At 68.3% G+C, this 15,611-nt stretch carries 20 protein-coding genes; 14 read left to right on the forward strand and 6 right to left on the reverse strand.

Going from position 1 to position 15,611, the window contains the following annotated elements; genetic code table 11:
- Nucleotides 1–20 precede the first annotated feature (20 nt).
- From K1T35_RS48335 to K1T35_RS48345, 3 genes are all read left to right on the forward strand, one after another.
- Nucleotides 21–341 carry a type II toxin-antitoxin system prevent-host-death family antitoxin gene (locus tag K1T35_RS48335; RefSeq protein ID WP_220263525.1) on the forward strand — a complete coding sequence of 107 codons (321 nt, stop codon included), beginning with the start codon at nucleotides 21–23 and terminating at the stop codon, nucleotides 339–341.
- The gene (locus K1T35_RS48340) at nucleotides 338–961 is read left to right on the forward strand and encodes a Fic family protein (protein ID WP_220263526.1); all 624 of its coding nucleotides are present in this window, start codon (nucleotides 338–340) and stop codon (nucleotides 959–961) included. The genes K1T35_RS48335 and K1T35_RS48340 overlap by 4 nt, the downstream gene beginning before the upstream one ends.
- A 70-nt stretch (nucleotides 962–1,031) precedes the next feature.
- Nucleotides 1,032–1,472, forward strand: a complete 441-nt coding sequence (locus K1T35_RS48345) for a hypothetical protein (RefSeq protein WP_220263527.1) — start codon at nucleotides 1,032–1,034, stop codon at nucleotides 1,470–1,472.
- Between the two features lie 164 nt (nucleotides 1,473–1,636).
- Here K1T35_RS48345 and K1T35_RS48350 read toward each other — a convergent pair whose 3' ends face one another.
- The 6 genes from K1T35_RS48350 to K1T35_RS48375 form a co-directional block, all read right to left on the reverse strand.
- On the reverse strand, nucleotides 1,637–2,596 hold the full coding sequence (locus tag K1T35_RS48350) for a hypothetical protein (protein WP_220263528.1): 960 nt from the start codon (nucleotides 2,594–2,596) through the stop codon (nucleotides 1,637–1,639).
- Nucleotides 2,597–2,658: 62 nt separating this feature from the next.
- Nucleotides 2,659–2,940 carry a hypothetical protein gene (locus K1T35_RS48355; protein ID WP_220263529.1) on the reverse strand — a complete coding sequence of 94 codons (282 nt, stop codon included), beginning with the start codon at nucleotides 2,938–2,940 and terminating at the stop codon, nucleotides 2,659–2,661.
- A gap of 99 nt (nucleotides 2,941–3,039) precedes the next feature.
- Complete coding sequence (locus K1T35_RS48360) at nucleotides 3,040–3,234, reverse strand: hypothetical protein (protein WP_220263530.1); 195 nt, start codon at nucleotides 3,232–3,234, stop codon at nucleotides 3,040–3,042.
- A gap of 405 nt (nucleotides 3,235–3,639) precedes the next feature.
- Nucleotides 3,640–3,810: a hypothetical protein gene (locus K1T35_RS48365; protein WP_220263531.1), complete on the reverse strand. Its 171-nt coding sequence runs from the start codon at nucleotides 3,808–3,810 to the stop codon at nucleotides 3,640–3,642.
- A 106-nt stretch (nucleotides 3,811–3,916) separates the two neighbouring features.
- Entirely contained in the window at nucleotides 3,917–4,744 is an 828-nt protein-coding gene (locus K1T35_RS48370; RefSeq protein ID WP_220263532.1) for a hypothetical protein, read from the reverse strand.
- A gap of 264 nt (nucleotides 4,745–5,008) precedes the next feature.
- Nucleotides 5,009–5,407, reverse strand: a complete 399-nt coding sequence (locus tag K1T35_RS48375) for a hypothetical protein (RefSeq protein ID WP_220263533.1) — start codon at nucleotides 5,405–5,407, stop codon at nucleotides 5,009–5,011.
- Nucleotides 5,408–6,129: 722 nt separating this feature from the next.
- On the opposite strand from K1T35_RS48375, the gene K1T35_RS48380 reads away from it, so the two are divergent.
- The 11 genes from K1T35_RS48380 to K1T35_RS48430 all read left to right on the forward strand — a co-directional run bounded on the left by K1T35_RS48380 (nucleotide 6,130) and on the right by K1T35_RS48430 (nucleotide 15,007).
- Nucleotides 6,130–6,783, forward strand: a complete 654-nt coding sequence (locus tag K1T35_RS48380; RefSeq protein ID WP_220263534.1) for a hypothetical protein — start codon at nucleotides 6,130–6,132, stop codon at nucleotides 6,781–6,783.
- Nucleotides 6,784–6,921: 138 nt separating this feature from the next.
- Nucleotides 6,922–7,794, forward strand: coding sequence for a hypothetical protein (locus tag K1T35_RS48385; RefSeq protein ID WP_220263535.1), 873 nt, complete (start codon nucleotides 6,922–6,924; stop codon nucleotides 7,792–7,794).
- Between the two features lie 339 nt (nucleotides 7,795–8,133).
- A complete protein-coding gene (locus K1T35_RS48390) occupies nucleotides 8,134–8,352 on the forward strand; it encodes a hypothetical protein (protein WP_220263536.1) in 219 nt (72 codons plus the stop codon).
- A 212-nt stretch (nucleotides 8,353–8,564) separates the two neighbouring features.
- Nucleotides 8,565–9,041, forward strand: coding sequence for a hypothetical protein (locus K1T35_RS48395; protein WP_220263537.1), 477 nt, complete (start codon nucleotides 8,565–8,567; stop codon nucleotides 9,039–9,041).
- Between the two features lie 258 nt (nucleotides 9,042–9,299).
- Nucleotides 9,300–9,473 carry a hypothetical protein gene (locus K1T35_RS48400; protein ID WP_220263538.1) on the forward strand — a complete coding sequence of 58 codons (174 nt, stop codon included), beginning with the start codon at nucleotides 9,300–9,302 and terminating at the stop codon, nucleotides 9,471–9,473.
- 506 nt (nucleotides 9,474–9,979) lie between these two features.
- Nucleotides 9,980–10,210, forward strand: coding sequence for a hypothetical protein (locus tag K1T35_RS48405; RefSeq protein WP_220263539.1), 231 nt, complete (start codon nucleotides 9,980–9,982; stop codon nucleotides 10,208–10,210).
- A gap of 671 nt (nucleotides 10,211–10,881) precedes the next feature.
- A complete protein-coding gene (locus tag K1T35_RS48410) occupies nucleotides 10,882–11,652 on the forward strand; it encodes a VWA domain-containing protein (RefSeq protein ID WP_220263540.1) in 771 nt (256 codons plus the stop codon).
- Between the two features lie 182 nt (nucleotides 11,653–11,834).
- Nucleotides 11,835–12,020, forward strand: a complete 186-nt coding sequence (locus K1T35_RS48415; protein WP_220263541.1) for a hypothetical protein — start codon at nucleotides 11,835–11,837, stop codon at nucleotides 12,018–12,020.
- 840 nt (nucleotides 12,021–12,860) lie between these two features.
- Nucleotides 12,861–13,043: a hypothetical protein gene (locus K1T35_RS48420; protein ID WP_220263542.1), complete on the forward strand. Its 183-nt coding sequence runs from the start codon at nucleotides 12,861–12,863 to the stop codon at nucleotides 13,041–13,043.
- Nucleotides 13,044–13,766: 723 nt separating this feature from the next.
- Nucleotides 13,767–14,027 carry a hypothetical protein gene (locus K1T35_RS48425; RefSeq protein WP_220263543.1) on the forward strand — a complete coding sequence of 87 codons (261 nt, stop codon included), beginning with the start codon at nucleotides 13,767–13,769 and terminating at the stop codon, nucleotides 14,025–14,027.
- A gap of 11 nt (nucleotides 14,028–14,038) precedes the next feature.
- A complete protein-coding gene (locus tag K1T35_RS48430) occupies nucleotides 14,039–15,007 on the forward strand; it encodes a hypothetical protein (RefSeq protein ID WP_220263544.1) in 969 nt (322 codons plus the stop codon).
- Nucleotides 15,008–15,611 lie beyond the last annotated feature (604 nt).

The following is a 15,611-nucleotide window of genomic DNA, read 5'->3' on the forward strand; positions in this document are numbered from 1 at the left end:
CGTTCGTGTACGCTGATGCTGTGCTGCTGCCTTCGGTTCTGTCGGTCCGGGAGTTCCGGGCCGAGCTCGCCGCTACGTTGAGGCGGGTCCAGGAAGGCAGTGGCCCGGTGTTCGTCGGTGCCCATCGCAGGCCGGAGGCCGTCGTCATGTCCGTGTCGCAGTATCAGCAGCTGGTCGACGCCGCCGAGCGGCGCGACGCGGTCGCCGAGGCGCTGGCGTCGGTGCGCGCGGAAGGCCTCGAACCGAGCGACGAGGGCCTCGCGCTGCTCGAGGCGATCGCGGAGGGCCGGATCAGCACCGAGGAGGCCCGCGCACGCACGCTCGCGCGCCACCGCAAGTGAGCTGGGACCCATACCTCGACCTGCAGTCCGGCGTCCTGCGCAACCGGCTCGGGATCACGGACAAGGCCGAGCTGGCCCAGGCAGAAGCCGAACTCACCAGCTACCGCCTGATCGAACTCCGGCTCAACCCGCTGCCCGGCTGCTACGACCTGGTCCACCTGCAGGGCTTCCACCGCTACATCTTCGGTGACGTCTACGACTGGGCGGGCGAGCTGCGGACCGTCTCGATCGGCAAGGGCCAGCCGTTCTGCCTCCCGCAACACCTCGTGTCGTTCGCCGGCGAGGTGTTCGGGCAGCTCGCCCGGGAGGGCTACCTGCGCGGTCTGGGCCGTGCCGCGTTCGTCGATCGGCTGACCGCGCTCCTGGCCGACGTGAACGCGCTGCACCCCTTCCGCGAAGGCAACGGCCGCACCCAGCGCGCGTTCCTCGCCCAGCTCGCCCGTGACGCGGGCTACCGCGTCCGCTGGGCGGCGATGGACGCCGAGGTGAACGTGGCCGCGGCCGCAGCAGCGCATCGTGGCGACAACAGGCTGCTGCGGGCGATGCTCGAAGAGCTCGTCGAGGCGCCCGGCGCCGCGGCCCCCGCGCCTCCACAGCCATGGGTGCCCCCTGAGCGGTGACCAGGCGTCCGCGCGGTCGATCGCCAGCGGGCGAGATTCGTTGGGCTGGCGGCGGGCGGCTAAGGCTGCCATGATCATGGTGCTGCTCTTCGTCGTTGCGCAGGTGGGGATCATGCACAACCGCCGCGGATCTTCCGGCCCGTATCGCAAGCTGGGACCTCTCCAGCTGTTGAGTATAGGTGCGGCCGCGCTTCTGCTCGTTTCCAGTTGTGGCAGCAGCGACCCCACGGCGGCCCTCGTCGGTCGATGGATCGGAGCGTGCAGTGATGATCCCACCTTCCAGTTTCTCGGAAGTCAAATCGCCGTAGAGTTCACTGAGGACGGCCGCGCCAGAACGACGACCTATGACTTTGGCCCACCTGAATCCCGCTACTCGGTCCAGGAGGACCGAATCGCCTTCGGCGATCGTTCGGGAACCTTTTCCGTTACGGATAGCGAGCTTCGAATCACTGCATTCACCACCGCAGATGCCAGCGATCGCGCATACTGGTGTCTTCTGAACCGAGCATAGTGAATGGCAAATACCATCGTCGGGGCAGTTGTCGGAGACGTGAAGCGGTTGGGTTACATAGCGACGGAATCCCAAGAAATCGGCACATGGAACGGAACGCCTGGAGCGTCATCAGAAGTGGAAGCTGCGGATGAGCTAAGGTGCTTCCTAATCGGTTCCTCGGGTCAGGAAAGGTGCGGGACATCGCTGGCGCGAAGGTCCGCTCGGATCCGCACAAGGCGGGCCGGGTGCCTCCAGGCTGGCCTCCCTCGGAGCACGTCCACCGCAGAGTCGATCGTCAACTCGACCACGACGTCGGGCTCGACTCGCGTGTACTCGACCGGCCCCGCATCCCCGAACCTCGACGGCGCGAGCAGCGACGGCCACGGGTGCCAGCCGCGGGCCGGGCGCAGCAGCGCGCCGAGCTCGGAGCGCTGTGGGCGGGGGATGGTGCTGGTGCGTCCGACCACCCGCAGCCGGCCTGCCTCGTCGCGGCGACCCAGCACCAGCGCCACCGGCGCGGTGATCGGGCCGAGCACCCCGCCCACGACGGCTTCGGCACTTCGGCGGCCGCGGACCTTCGACCACGACTTCCTGTGCGGGTCATACGGCCCGTCCAGGCGCTTCGCCACCACGCCTTCGACGCCAGCGTCCAGGTGCTCGGTCAGCCACACCCTGGCCGCGTTCCCGTCCAGGGTCATCGGGACGAGCGCGAGCGGCCGCGGCGCGCCGTCGAGTAGCTGCTCCAGTACCGCGCGTCGCAGGCTGTACGGGTAGCCGGTCAGGTCGGTGCCGCCCGCGGACAGCGCGTCGAAAATGACGTAGCTGACCTGTCCGATGTCGCCGCGGCGGGCGCCGGCGATGCGCCGCGTCAGCGCGCCGAAGTCCAGCCGGGCGTCGGGGCCACACACTACGAGCTCGCCGTCCAGCGCCACGTCCGCGAACGTCTCCTCGAGTGCGGCGACGACCTCGGGGAAGTAGTCGGTGAGAGGGCGCAGCTGGCGGGACTGCAGCCGGGCGCGCCCACCAGCGACCACGCTGATACCGCGGGCCCCGTCCAGCTTGGCCTCGTACGCCCACCGCCCGCCGCGCGGCAGTTCGGCGGCCGGGCGAGCGACCATCGGCTGCACGGGCAGGCGGAGCACCCGCGGACTCTATGCACGTCACACGCCGTGGACGGGCGGCGGACTCTCCGCGTACGCGATGGTCAGAAGGGCAGGATCACCGGGCGCGCCGGCGGAGGGGCGGGCTGGTTGAGGTCGGTCACGACCTGGTCGCCCACCCGGATGCTGCCAGCCTTGAAGTGCGCCTGGATGCGCTCCTCGCTGAGGTAGGTGCGCAGCCGGTCATGCACGGTCGGCGCGGGCGCCAGCTCCGGGGTGTCGTCGTGCTCGTCCATGGGATCATCCTCGCTCGCCGCCGCCGGGACTCGCACGCCGCATCCGAACAGATGTCCGAACAGAAGCGTCCGCCCACCGGCGAGCAGCATGCGTGGCCTCCGAGATCGCGGGGCTGCGCCCGGGGTCATCGCACACGGAGGTGCGGGGCGGCCCGGCCCGCACGCGGGCGGGCCGCCCTGCTCCTCTCGCTACGGTGCCGCCACCAGGGGCAGCAGCTCCGACGCCGGGAACCTCGCGGCCACGAGAACAGCGAGCACCAGGACCAGGATCACCACGGCCCGCCGGAACGGCCGACGCCGCCCGAGCACCTGCTCGAGCAGGCGGACCACAGCGAGCACGACGTGGTGCCCGGTACTTTCCATGGCGGCGTACACGCTCTGCATGTAGCCTCCGTCAGGGTCGCGCAAGTTAGCGCACCTCCTCGTTGAAATGAACCTCGACGAGCAGCAACATCTGAGGCGGAACCCCTGCACCGGGTTCCGCCTCGTTGCGTCTGCGCCTCGTGCGCTGGCTGCCCGAGGGGAAGCGTATCCGCGCAGATGCACAGGTCCCGAGGGTCGCGAGCACCGATAGGCGAGATGGCGTAACCACTAAGCCGCTCAACCCGGGCGCTCGCCCGCTCGGCTCGCCGAGGTCTCCGCAAAACGCGAACACCGACCAGGGGAAACTACGAGGCAGAGAAGCGCGATAGCGCTACGTCACCACCCTGGCTCCGTAGGCGCCAGGGAGCGGCCGCTGGGCGCCGGCCAGGCAACACGCTGAGTAAACGGCCATCCAGAGCAATAGCGCTAGCCCAGAAGAATGCCAATGATGGTCAAGTCGCCACGAACGACTGGGGCGAGACGGCGGCGGGCGGGCTGGTCCAGGTCGGAGACGATCTGGACATCCAGACGAAGGGCGCCGCGGGCCAGGTGCATCTGCGCGCACTCCTCGGCCAGGAAGCTCGGCCGGTCGCGCACCGCAGGCAGTCTCGCTGGGAGCTGGTCGTCCACAGAGGGGGGCATCACCGTTCGGGACCCGCCCAAGCCGGTACCGAGGCCGGTCCATCCGACCGTTCCGCCGCAACTATGCGACGCCGCGCCTTCGCTGAAGTGCATGGGACAGAAGGACCTGGATGGCAACCGCCCGGTGCAGGACCAGGACCAGCGGCAGCAACAGGCACGCCACCCACGGGCTGAGGCTGCTGAGGATGACTGCGAGTGCGCCGCCGAGTCCCAGCGTGGCGGCCTCCATTGCGAGCTCGTCCGAGGTGCCGAAGACGTCGGCAAATGGGGTCTCTGGCAATGCCAGGCAGGCGGTTACTACGACCAGGAGAGTGTTAATCGTGAGGTAGGCAAGCAGCGCGACGAGTATGACGAGGAACGCCTTAAACGTAGGAACGCCAGCGGTGTTGACATCGATGCCACTCTGCGTCAAAACAAGTCCGACTCCGAAGCACGCGAGCATACTCGTCGACCTGGAGTGCATTCCGCGGTAGGCCGGGTTGCCGGCCGGCCGGAAGCTGCGCCACCAGATGTGCGTCAACATCACGAACGCGGCTGATGCGCTCAGGGCCGGCGGCACGAGCAACGCCGCGGCGAACGTCCAGACCGAGGTCATGTCGTTGTACCCCGTGAACGACAGGCTGCGGCGGACCTGCTCGAGCCCGGCGAGGAACTCCGTATGGACGATGCAGAGCGCGGTCAGCAGGCCTGCGACGGCAAGTTGCTGAGCGGTCAACGGTGTCATGATCAGGCCGGCGATCGTCAGCCCCAAGGCTGAGACGATTACGAGGAGGACGGCCACGAGAGCGTGCGGCGGCAAGGACCACAGCGGCCACCGGGCGATCCGCCACCACTGCGGTCGGTCAAGGTCATTGGTCATGTTCATTGCGCCGTGCCCGGTTCTCTCCACTCAAGCAACGTTGAGACTGCGCATCCCTCGAGTCCCTCGATGGACTGACCATAGCGCCCAGAGGCAGCACCTCAACGCTTCCCGCGGGACATCGGCCGACCAGATCCTGCCAGATGCCGCACAGCTAGTCCCGCCCCGCGGAATCCCTCGCGCGCAGCCCGATGCCCTCTGCGGTCGTGGTGTCCGCGAGCCGCCGCTCGTCGGTCGCACCGCGTGGTGTCGCAGTGAGCGGCGGTCAGCGAAGAGGGCGGCCGCGTCCTTCCCTCAGAAATCTCCGGCCCGGCAGGGCTTGAGGCGATCGTCGGTGCTGATGTCGTCGTCGAGCGCCCACCCGTCGCGCCGCTCGCCTCCGACCTCGTGGATCTTGTAGTAGCGGCCCAGGTAGCACTCGACATCCAGGGAAGCGCGAGTGTCTGTGCTGTGCCAGATCGGCGGCGGATCGTCGGGCTCGCGATCGCTGGACTCGCGGCACCCCACGGCGAAGTAGCACGCCCACCCATCGACAGGCTCGGCGTAGACGGGCACGCCAACTCGGACGAAATGCCCATGCCGCCAGTGCTCCTCGGGTACGGCCATTGCGACCTGCGCGCCGCCGACAAGCACGGCGCCGGCGAGAACGACCGAAGCCAGCGCGCGGCAGCTCCAGGTGATGACAGGCCCCATCGACGCCCTCACTGTTGTTGACTGCGGTTCATCCTCAGTAGAGGATGACTGCGATCATGCCATCAACTGACTGAGGTGCACGTGATCCCGAAGCGATCCTTGGACGTTGCTCTGGCGACCGTCGGCGCTGTGATCACGACCGGCGCAGGGGTGCTGATCGAGTCTCACAAGGGCGACCGCCGTGCCGCGACAGCCATCGACGAGACGACCTTCACCACGGCTGTCGACCGGACCGGCGGTATTGCTTCACGGTCTTCGACACGGCCGGCGCGCCGAGCGACGACGAGTGCCAGGCCTCGCCGAGGCGGATCTCGTGGCCCCGGCAGCCCGGTGCCTGCGACAGCGCGCGCCGCCGCGTCACCGGTCAGCCTCATCGGGCGAGTGAGCCACCATCGATACCCGATGGACCTCCTCGCACCGCATCGTCGAGGCCCGGCTCAACGGGACGGACGTCGAACCCGTCGGCGCCGCCTACATCGAAGCGCTCGACCACTCACGGCTGCCCTACCAACTCACGCTTCTCTAAGGCCTCCATGGCGTCCTTCTGTACGTCGCCTGAGGGTCCTGACAGCTGCCAGATCCGAGCATGCAGGCTCGCGCAGTCGATCACCGACCCTCGATGTCAGTGCCACGCCCATCCGATGACCTTCTCCTGCGAGAGCTCGACCCGGGCCAGATGAGAGGTGTCGATGACACGTTTTCAGAGGAGCGCCGTCCGGCCTGTGGCCATCGCGCTGGCTGTTGCGATCGCAGCGGCAGGATGCTCCAGTTCCCCCGCGCCGCAGCCTGACCCCGCAGAGTTCGATTACACGAAGCAGCTGTACTACCCCGGAGAGCGAGGCTTCTCGCCCGATGACCTGACTCGTGGCTCTTGGATGAATCTCCCCCGCGAGGGATTCGATCTCTGTTCTCCGTTCAATGACTCCCTCTTTCTGAAGCAGGCGCCGGTCCAGCAAGGACCGGTTGAGCGCGGTCCTGGCCTATGTCGCTGGCGCGGAGCGCGTACCGCCATCACCGTCACCGACGAAACCGGGAGAACCATTCTAGAGGTGAGCAACGATCCTCGATACCGCCCTGGCGGTCGAAATGCCGTGAATGTGGCGTCGAGGTCAGAGATCGGTCGTGCCCGCTACTGGGTCACCCTTACTCCGAGATCACAGCCGTACAGCTCGCATCTCTTCCTGGCATTCGGCCCGAATCAGCCCCAACGTCTGCTGCACATTCACGTAGAGACCGAGGCTGCACGGGTGCCGGCCAAACAGCGAAACCAGACCTATGCTCCACGCGAACTTGCCGAGTTCATCGTTGGAAGCATTGCGCTCGACATGAGTGAGGTGCTGAAGGCCACGGCTACATCCGACGCTATCCCACGTTAGCCGCACGGACGGCACGCGGGTGTATAGCTCCCCGTCAGTCAAGAGGAATCCGCCTGTCTCACCCGACTCTGCGCTCGCCGGGCAATGCCCGGCGACCGATAGCTCGTCACCGCTCGGCCGTCTCGAGGAGGCGCCATCATGAGAAAGACCGCCGACACCACCACCTTGCCGCCGACGCCGACCGAGTGGGCGAACCTGCAGATCTGGCCGCGGGCGCGCGCGCTGCTGGCCAAGGGGCTGGCGTGGATGCTCGCGTTGTGCGTCGCCGGGATCGTTGCCGCCGTGGACAACGAGGACCCCGGACTTGTCGTCATCGGAGGCGTGGGAGGCATCTCCGTCGGCGCGCTCACGGCACTGGATCTATGGATGATGCGGCGCCGTCAACGCAATCCAGCGATCACGCTGCGGGTTACTGGCTCGGAACGCGACGGTGTCGTGATCTATTACACGTCGCAGCCATACGTGCTGTTAAGGGAGTTCCTGCAAGGGAACTTCGTCGTCGTGACCGGAGGCGTGGCAACCGCCGTCCTGGGGGGAATTGTGCTGCCACCGGCGGCACCTCTCAGCACGGGCGCCGCGGTTATCCTGCTGATGCTGTGGGCGGGATGGTTGGTGCGGATAGTCCTCCACGCCGCCCGTGGGCGCCTCGCCAGAGGGTATCTGCTGCTCACACCGGGCGGGGTCCACGACCGAAAGAGCCGGTTCGAGCGCTCCGTCCCGTGGCACCTGGTAGGCGAGGTGGCAGCCGACAAGTTTGTCAAAGAACCAATCATCGTGGTGAGAGCAATCCCCTCCGAGGACGCCCGGTTCCGCTGGAGGAAGTGGGGCAGGTGGCGCGAGTCCTGGCTCCCGTACTTCTTCTTCATTGTGCACGCCCGTGACTTCGCTGCCGACCCAGTCGTGGCGTATCACGCGCTTCGCTACTACCAGGCCCACCCCGAGATGCGGGCCGAGCTCAACACCCCTGCTGGCGAGCGGCGCATTCGGAGCGGCCACCTCATCGGGGACTAAGTCGGAGCGTCGCATCGGATGGATCACCGGGGTTGCTGAACGACTGAGCGATGCCCCGAAAGCGAGGATGTGGGCTTGTCGAGAGCGGCGGTGCCACTGCGGTGGCCTAGGACGGCGATCGCGGCCCGCTCGGAGGACGTGAGAGACCTGCGAGGAGGGCCGAAGCGGCACGCGGCGTGACTGATCCAGAGTGTCCGTGTTAGCGTGAAAACGCTAGGATTGCACGTCGACCCAGAGGAGGCCATCGTGGCTGACGAGTCACCACGTCCCGGACCGACAGGTCGCCCTCAGCTGCTCGTCGAGAAGTGCTCTACCTGCATCTTCCGGCCGGGTGACCCCATGCACCTCGGTGGCGCTCGCATCCGCGCAGTCATCAACGCGAACCGGTCCGCCGGTGCGCTTCTCACCTGCCACCAGACCCTCTCCTACGGCTCGCATCCTGAGGTCGGCCAGGCCGCCTGCCGCGGCTTCTACGACGCCTACGGCGACGAGGTGGCCGGGTCACGCTTCGCGCACGCCGTGATGGGTGGCTTCGACGAGATCCCTGCACCGGAATAGGGGAGCACCCAACAGGGCGCGGAACGGGGAGCAGTGAGCTGGAACAGGGGAACGGATCGGGCGCCCAGCTGGCCTACCCGATGGCAGGAGAACGAGCACGGCAACGTGCACGACGCCTCGAGCACGCCGATCGGTGACTCGAGGCGCTCCGCCGCCCAGGCCGGCGATCGACACCGGTCTCCTGTCACCGCCGTCGGAGGATGGTGAGGCTGATGTCCGCCGCTGCGCACGCTGACCTCGACAAGCTGCGGTCATTGACCGTGATCCCGCCGTGGTCGGCAGCGATCGCTCAGGGCAGCAAGCCCGTCGAGAACCGCACCCGCAACCTTGCTGGCGGGTGGCGTGGACTGGTGCTCATCCTGTCCAGCGCCGGCAAATGGGACCCGCCGGCGGCGGGCTTCATCGCTGCCATGACCGGTGCACCGCCGCTGACCAGGGCGCAGTGCCACCCGGGTTACTTCATCGGCGCAGCGGACTTGGTCGACGTCCACCGCGGCGACGGCCGATGCTGCGCGCCCTGGGGGGAACCGCACGTCTGGCATCTCAGGCTGGCCAATGCCCTCCAGTTCGCCGAGCCCATCCCTGGAACCGGGCACCTCGGTCTGCGCCGCGTCACCGACCCGGCCCTCATCCACGCCTGCCGCGAGACCGGCCGGCTGGCCCCGGGCGGTCCAACGTGGCTGGCGTGATCATGAGCGTGTCACCGATCGACGAAGACCCGGGCGGCGATCAGCTCGTCGCACCCGCCGCCGCCCAGCGCTGCTGCGGCGACATGCTGCCGACCGTCGCCATGGGCGCTGACCCGTGGCACGGCGGCGACACGGACGAGGGCCAGGCAGACAGTGGCAGGCGCGATCGATGGAATCGAGGCCGCCGCCCTGCGACTTCTCAGCGGCCCCGGGCTGGAGCGGATCCGATGACCGGCAGGTTCTGGTCGCGCGCGCTTTGTGCGGTCCAGGACGGGCGGTGGGGCCGGGATCGGCGCGGGCACCGGCGCGAAGGTCGGTGAGGCACCCGCCGCATACACGAAGGCCGGCGGCGCGACCGGGATCAGCGCCGGGTCCGGCACCGCCGAGGTGGCTGCCGAGATCGGCGTCGCCTACGACGTCCTTCCCACCTGACCTGCTCGACATGACCCCGCCAGCAAGCGCTCGCCGACGCGGCGATCGGGAGGCCTGACGATGATCTACACGGTGTTCGGGCGCCGGTCGACAACACGGCGCAGCCCTCGACCCTGACCGTGGCGGCGATCGTGGAGGGTGACGTCACCTCCGTCGACGACCACAACGCAGACATGGACGCGACCCAGCAGCAGCGCTGGGCGGACTCGTTCGAAGCCACCGACCGTGCCCACGCGGAAGCACTGGCGCGTAGGACGGGTCCGCTCGCAACGGCGGAGCCTTCGGCGACTCACTCAGCCAAGACCGCCAACTGCTCGGCTCACCGCTCGCCCCCCGATGCGGGTCGTCGGCCCCACCCGAGGCTCGCTCCTGCTCGTGGCGCCGCACGCCTGCGATCGAGATCGGCGCTCGCGTGACCGGGACCGATCTGAGCGCGTCTGTTGACGTGTTAGCGTTAAAACATTATAGTTGTCCCGACGCTATGCGACCCTGCGACAGGAGGAGATGTGAAGCAGCTCAAGGTGAAGGACGCGAAGCCGGACGTGGTGGTGATCGGCCACGAGAAGCGGGACTTCCCGAAGACGCCGGCCCGCATCGTGTCCGTGGCACCCGCCAAGCCGGGGGAGGACCTCGGCGTTAAGTCCGGTGACTACCGGATCGTCTTCGAGCTGCTCAACGGCGGCGGCCGGGAGACCCAGTACTACCCGGGCAGCGCCCTGCTGAAGGTACGCAGCTGAGGCGGTGGAGAGGCTGCCGCGCGGCACTCGCACAAGCCGGGTCGGCGGAGAACCGCGAGGCGAGACGATCTGACATGCCTCGCGCGAGGGGGGAGCAGCGTGCGGGGAAGAGTTAGCGCTCGCGAGAATCGCGAGGAATGGCCGGATGAGTCAACCTGAGAAGCACACCCACACGCTGCCTCGTGGGATCCACTGGGGCGACTGCGTGCATCTCGACCAGGGGCGCGGCGGGAACGTGGGCTGCTGCGCGGACGGCTGCAGCGAGGTTGTGGGCAAGGCGTGCGCGACCTGCGGGGTCGTGCGGAGGCTGCGGCTGAAACCGGGGCATGACCGAGGCCCCGCTGCGAGAGCCGGCCCGCGCTGAGGACTGTGATGGCGACAACGAAAGGCGGCGGCGCGGCGGCCGAACGGTGTCAGGGCCTGTCGGCCTGTCCGGCGGATGAGATGCCCGTCGCGCTCGACGCGCGCCTCGCCGGGGCAAAGATGACGGCGCGAGCCACCGGACCCACGCGGCGCTCACCTGGCACATCGACCCGCAGTGATCCCTCCGCCGTGCTCGTCGACCAGACGATGTCGCCCACACCCGTTGATCGCACTCTGGGCCGACCAGGCGACCCAGACCAATGCACTTGCCCGCATCAGACGCCCTTCTGCCGGGAGGATCCCGCCACATGACCAGCCCCGCCAAGACCGTGTCCTTCGTGAAGGACCCCAGTGGTGCACCTGCCGTGGACCTGGCCAAGGTCCGCGAGCAGCACCCCGACCTGGCCAAGCGCGCCGACAAGGCCGGGATCAGCCTGTCCAAGCGCAACCTCGCCGGCGTCCGTGCGCAGGCATGCCTGTACCTGGACCACTCCGGGTCGATGCGCACCGACTACCGCTCGGGCGCGGTTCAGACCATCGTCGAGCGTGCGCTCGGGTTCGCCCTCCAGATCGACGCAGACGGGACGGTGCCGGTGACGCCGTTCGACTCCCGACTGTGGGACACCGTCAATGTCACGGTCGACAACTATCAGGGCGTCGTCGATCGGGAGCTGTGGCATCGTTCCGCGATGGGCGGCACGCGGATGGCGCCGCCGTTCCAACACCTGCTTGACGAGGCGAAGCGCACGCAGCTACCGCTGTTCGCAATCGTCGTCGGGGACGGCTCGCCGGCAGACAGCACACCCACCACCAAGCTGGTCATCGAGCTGGCCAACTACCCAGTGTTCATCAAGTTCCTGTCCGTGCGGCCGGTGGACTACCTGCAGGAGTTGGACGAGCTGGAGCAGAAGTCGGGGCGCTCGTTGATCGGTCGGTCAACGCGGAAGGTCGACAACGTCGACGCGCAGGACATGCCCGACCCGGCTGGCCTGCCCGACCTTGCATTCGCCGAGAAGATGGTCGAGGAGTGGGATACCTGGTTCGCGGCAGCGACGGCCGCTGGAATCCTGTCTGCCTGATGGAATGGCAGTAACTAGGGCTGATCACGCGAACCAAGGACAGGTAGTCAGAGCCCCAACAAGGCACATCGAGCCGACGTCCCCGATCGCCCCGTGTTGTTGACCGAGTGAGCGCGGACCAGTCGCGCGATCCTGGCCGGCGAGAAGCTCGTGAGGAACGCCCAAAGGAAGGGAAACGTCAAGTGGCAGAACAGATTATGATCGACGCCACGAAGCTGCGCAAGATCGTTGAGGTCTTGTCGACCGCCAGCCGCACGATGGACGGCGTCCTGGACACCCTGCCCAAGAGCCACGACGTGTATCCAGATCTTTCGGCCGTGGGGAACTGGGTGCGGGCGGCGCACCGGCGATTGGAAAAGCTGGCGTGATCGGCATCCCCGGCCAGTGAGCCTGGCCCGGCGGATGTGTCGGTTCGGGTCTGGGGAGCGCTGGAAGCCCCCGCTGCGGCGCTCCGCGCCGCCGGCCGGGCCTGACCCATACCATTCGAATTCCGTGAAGGATTTGAGTTGTGGATCGTTGAGACGGATGCGGCTATTGCTGAGGCTAGGCGTGTCGGCTTCGAGGTGCTCGGATGCTGGGTGGCTGCATTCACGGATTGGCACTCTACGAGGCTGATGATCTCGGACGGCTGTACGGGAGGTTCCGTCGTCGAGCTTGCCAGCAGACTCCGTGAGCGCGGCTATGCGGCCCACGTGAGCGAGGGTCGCGAGTAGAGGACCAAGAACGGCAGTCGGTCGACGGCCGACGAACACGAACACCTCGTAGTTGGGTGCAGCCACGTACGGCTCGGTCGGCCGGTAGCCGGACGGAGGGGTCGTCTGGGAGGCCGCGGGCGGGATCGACTCCTGGTGCGGCTGCGACATAAAAAGCGGGAGCTCCGAGGATGGTTGCTGATGCCACTGTATCCGGGTACCGAGGAAATCGACTGGAGCGAGTACCGCCGCTCGGTCGAGTGCGCGACGTGCGGAGACCGCGCGGAGTGGCGGGGCAGAATCTGGAAGTGTAAGGCTGGCCACGAGACCTCCCTGTCGGATTTCCCGATGGGCTGGCAGAGGGGCAAGTGACAGTGCAGTGGCCGGGAGTGTCACGACGGGCGGTGCGCGATGAGCGCGGGCCCGGCTGTCGGCGCGAGTCGAGGAGCCATGACGGCCGCAGGGCGCCTGAGGTGTGGCGGCGCCCCGTCTCCGCAGAACAGGGAGGGGAGCCCGGTGACTCACTTGATCATCACCCTGCCTACCGGTCAGCAGGTGGAGCGCTGGACCGACACCCCGGAGATCACAGAGCGGTTCTATCGGGAGGCGGGCGCCGCCGTGCTCGAGGGTGGTGTGGTCCAGCCGGTGTACAAGGACGCCGACATCGACGCCTGTTCGGCGTTTCCGAGCAGGCGCTGATCACCGATACAGGGCCGTGGCGGCCCGCCCGGGACGTGATTGGGCCTCGGTGTCTCACGCGAGGTGGGTCGACCAGGGCGGCGCTGCTCGTCTGCGCGGCCGGCCCGGGTACGCGCAAGGCCTGCCACCTGGTTGCCGAGCGGCTCGCCGATGCCTCGGCAGCTCGCATCGCCGATCGAGCCGTCACCGGCGCCCCGACCACGGGACGGCAGCCCCTGGCCATGACCGCACCCGCCACGATCACGACCGCGGCCGCGAGCGACCGGCGCTGAGCGCTTCCCGCGGCGGGGCGGCCGCGATCTCGCCGACCAGGACGCCGCCCCGCGCCGACGCCGGGCAGGCCCGGGAGCAGGGACGAGGCAGCCCAGGCGGAACGGGCCGCCGCCGGTGCGAGCCCGCGAAGTAGCCGAGACCGCCGCGGCCGGTGAACGAGCCAGCATCGCGGCGAGGGCCGGCTGGCCGCGTTCGAGGAGCGGAGCCGTCGGCACCGAGCAACTCGCCGATGAGGCCGCCGCGTTGGCCAGCCATGTTCGGTGTTGACAGCATGCCGTCCTCGATAAAGGATGACAGCGATCTTGTCGCCCATTATGGAGGTTCCGGATGGCTGTCAGGAGATTCGTCGTCGTTGTTCTTGCCGCAGGTGCTGTAGCAGGCCCTCTGGTGGCCGGTGCATCAGCGCTGGCGCCGGCTCCCGCCCCGATACACGTCCAGGGGGTGACCCGCGTGGCAGAGCAGGAGATCGCCGCGGCGAACGGGATCAACCTGGAGGTTGCCCGCCAGGGCAGTCTGGCCACGAGGTTGACCTGGTCCGGCGGATCCGGGCCATACGACGTACTGATCGACCCGAGCGTGGGCTCGAGTCGATACGAGTCGGACATCGACGACACGACCATGGTCGTGGCCACGGAACCGGGCAGGGAGAACTGCTTCACGGTGTTCGGGTCGGACCGGACGGAGAGCGAGAGGACGTGCCTCTCGTCGTAGAGGTGACTCCTGTGTCCCCGATCGCCTCGAGCACCGCCGAACGCGCGGCGTCGTCGCTCGCGCCGGGCTCCGTGAGGTCACGTCGTGCCCTACTCGCCCTGCTGGCGGCTGCGGTCACTCTGCCGGTCGCTGGTTGCGGTGACGCGCGGCGCGACGTCGCCAGGATCGAACAGACGATCCGGGCGCAGCCCGGGGTTGCAACGGTCGATATGAACTACACCAGTGGCTTCACCCAGGGCACCCATCTCCTGCCGGAGGTGCGGCTGACGGCAGACGCCTCGCCGGACGAGGTCGCGGCGATTGTCCGCACGGCCGCCGCCGAGCTGAACAGCGAGGTCTTCGCTCGTGCCACCGTCGTCCTCGACGTGGTTGCCGAGCCGGGAAGGGTCGGCGTCCACAGGAAGGTGTTCACAGTCCGCGACGTCGACCTCGCGGCGCAGGTCTTGGACGCCGAGGCGCGGGCGTGGAGCGCGCTGGTGTCCGCCTATCCGGGCGCCTTCGTCACGATCAGGGCGTACCGTGCGCCGGGCAAGCTGCACGATCGCGAGGTCTATGTCCAGACCGCCCCGTGGGCGGACTCCGCATCCGTCGCCGCGGCATTCCGGTTGCTCGCCGGCATCGAGTTTCCGCCGGCGCAGCACGCGACCCTCACCGTGGCTGTGGCGAATCCGCCGGATCACGTCGAGCAAGCCTCCTGGCCGAGATACACCATCGTGGGCTCGCCGACGGATCCGGTGGTGGACGCGATGGAGGCCGTGGCCCGCGTGGCCGAGCTCGGTGCACCAGCCCGCCCCGTCAGGATCGATGCTGGATGGGGCGGGGCGAAGCTCAGCATCGAGGGCCAGATCGACGAGATCGACGTAGAGCGCCTCGGCGCCGCGTACGTCGACACGCTCGACCGGTCGGGGCTGCCGTACGAACTCACGATCCGTGTCCTCTACGGGACTGACGTGCTTCTGCATGTCGTCGGAGGCCCCTGACAGCTTGCCAGATCCGGAGCACGCCCGATTCGCGAAGTCGAGCGTCGGCCGCTGCTCGAACGTCGCGTCGAGGCTGTTCAGCTCGGCACGGTTGATCTGCAAACCGCCCCGGCGTGTCTGCCAGTCGCCCAGCGATGCGACGGGAACCAGGCACGCACTGGCCACCCGACTGCGGGTCGCCAACCGGACCTTGGATCGGTGGGAGGTGGGGGAGTCGCGGCCGCCACGCGCGGCAGCTGGACGGCGAGCTGTGCGCCCTCGAGGTGGAGGCCGACGCACTGGTGGAGGATCTGATCGCGTGGGAGCGGTCCCGCCTGAGCGCGCCGCTGGTCACCCGGTGGAAAGATGTCGTCGGGGATGCGGTGGCTGACGTCCGCTCGCCGGCGGGTGTGGGCGGCGGCCGCCGAGGTTGAAGGGCTGACGCGCGCTCGGGCGCAGACGGCTCCGCCTCGCGAACGGGGCCGTTTGCCACGTCAGCCCGACGTTGCCGACGATCGTGCTGCCGGGGCTTCAGGTCCGTGTTCGAGGCACTCGACGGCGAGCGCAGCGGGCCCGCCTTTCCTTGGATAGGCCGCGCCGCGGTCGCCGGCCCGGCGTTCATCCG

It is taken from the genome of Pseudonocardia sp. DSM 110487 (assembly GCF_019468565.1).
Taxonomy (GTDB): Bacteria; Actinomycetota; Actinomycetes; order Mycobacteriales; family Pseudonocardiaceae; genus Pseudonocardia.

Bases quoted from the DNA above. Each gene is read 5' to 3' on its own strand.
- K1T35_RS48385 (WP_220263535.1), top strand. From the start codon at position 6,922: ATGAGAAAGACCGCCGACACCACCACCTTGCCGCCGACGCCGACCGAG.
- K1T35_RS48410 (WP_220263540.1), top strand. From the start codon at position 10,882: ATGACCAGCCCCGCCAAGACCGTGTCCTTCGTGAAGGACCCCAGTGGT.
- K1T35_RS48345 (WP_220263527.1), top strand. From the start codon at position 1,032: ATGATCATGGTGCTGCTCTTCGTCGTTGCGCAGGTGGGGATCATGCAC.
- K1T35_RS48355 (WP_220263529.1), bottom strand. From the start codon at position 2,940: ATGCTGCTCGCCGGTGGGCGGACGCTTCTGTTCGGACATCTGTTCGGA.
- K1T35_RS48390 (WP_220263536.1), top strand. From the start codon at position 8,134: ATGCACCTCGGTGGCGCTCGCATCCGCGCAGTCATCAACGCGAACCGG.
- K1T35_RS48360 (WP_220263530.1), bottom strand. From the start codon at position 3,234: ATGCAGAGCGTGTACGCCGCCATGGAAAGTACCGGGCACCACGTCGTG.
- K1T35_RS48375 (WP_220263533.1), bottom strand. From the start codon at position 5,407: ATGGGGCCTGTCATCACCTGGAGCTGCCGCGCGCTGGCTTCGGTCGTT.
- K1T35_RS48395 (WP_220263537.1), top strand. From the start codon at position 8,565: ATGTCCGCCGCTGCGCACGCTGACCTCGACAAGCTGCGGTCATTGACC.